An 821-nucleotide genomic window follows, 5' to 3' on the forward strand; every position below is an offset into this window, starting at 1 on the left:
GGTGATCGAACAGAGCGAGCACCCTATAATTCTGATCATTTAGAAATTTTTTTGCGTTTAAAATCAATGAATTGAAAGATTTCATTTTTCTAAGTCTGATAAAACAGATGAAAACCCAACTGACTATACTCATAAAACTCAATCTTTGCGCTGCTGTACGATACCAGTAATTACAGGTGCCGAGTTTAACATCATGAAAAGTAGCCCAATAATGAATGACGCAACGCCAGCTGCGGTGCCTAACTTCTGACTGAACACCATTGAAACAAAGTACATATTTGGGATAAAAACGGACATAGCAATCACGAAAAGTAACTTATTCAGATAATTATTTATTCGGGTCTTAACCTCAACTCTATCATAAAAAGCCATCGAAACGTAAGCAGTTATCAGTGAATAAAAAGACCATGTCATATAGTTAACCGATTCATTAAATGCCTCTCGCAAAAGCAAAGCACTTTCTGTCATTCCCTACCTCATTAAATCAATAGAAAATAAATCTGAATAATTTATTTTTAAAAGAAAAGAACACAACATAACTTCAGTAGTTATGATTAATCCCTGAATGATTATTTCTTAGCAAGATATAACATGCTTAATGTATATCAGGCAATAAAAAAACTCCCAAAGACCACCGCTGTGGTCTTCAGGTATAGGATTTAAAGAACGAACTCAGTCCGGAAACGTATCACTATCTTCTGTAACGTCCGCTTTCTCTGGTAACATTCTGTTTTTAATATACTGTGAATTCCTGCAGATGAGAGGAAAAATCTCCGAGTTATTCATTATACAACTCGTTGCCGTACGGGCGTCCTCCGGAG

At 35.8% G+C, this 821-nt stretch carries 1 protein-coding gene; it reads right to left on the reverse strand.

What is annotated here, in order from left to right; all coding sequences use genetic code 11:
* Positions 1–138: 138 nt before the first annotated feature.
* The gene (locus RE027_RS18320) at positions 139–468 is read right to left on the reverse strand and encodes a hypothetical protein (RefSeq protein WP_000140246.1); all 330 of its coding nucleotides are present in this window, start codon (positions 466–468) and stop codon (positions 139–141) included.
* Positions 469–821: the final 353 nt, after the last annotated feature.

It is taken from the genome of Kocuria sabuli, assembly GCF_040981185.1.
GTDB lineage: Bacteria > Actinomycetota > Actinomycetes > Actinomycetales > Micrococcaceae > Kocuria > Kocuria sabuli.

Excerpts from the sequence above, each read along its gene's own strand:
- RE027_RS18320 (WP_000140246.1), bottom strand. The coding sequence starts at position 468 with ATGACAGAAAGTGCTTTGCTTTTGCGAGAGGCATTTAATGAATCGGTT.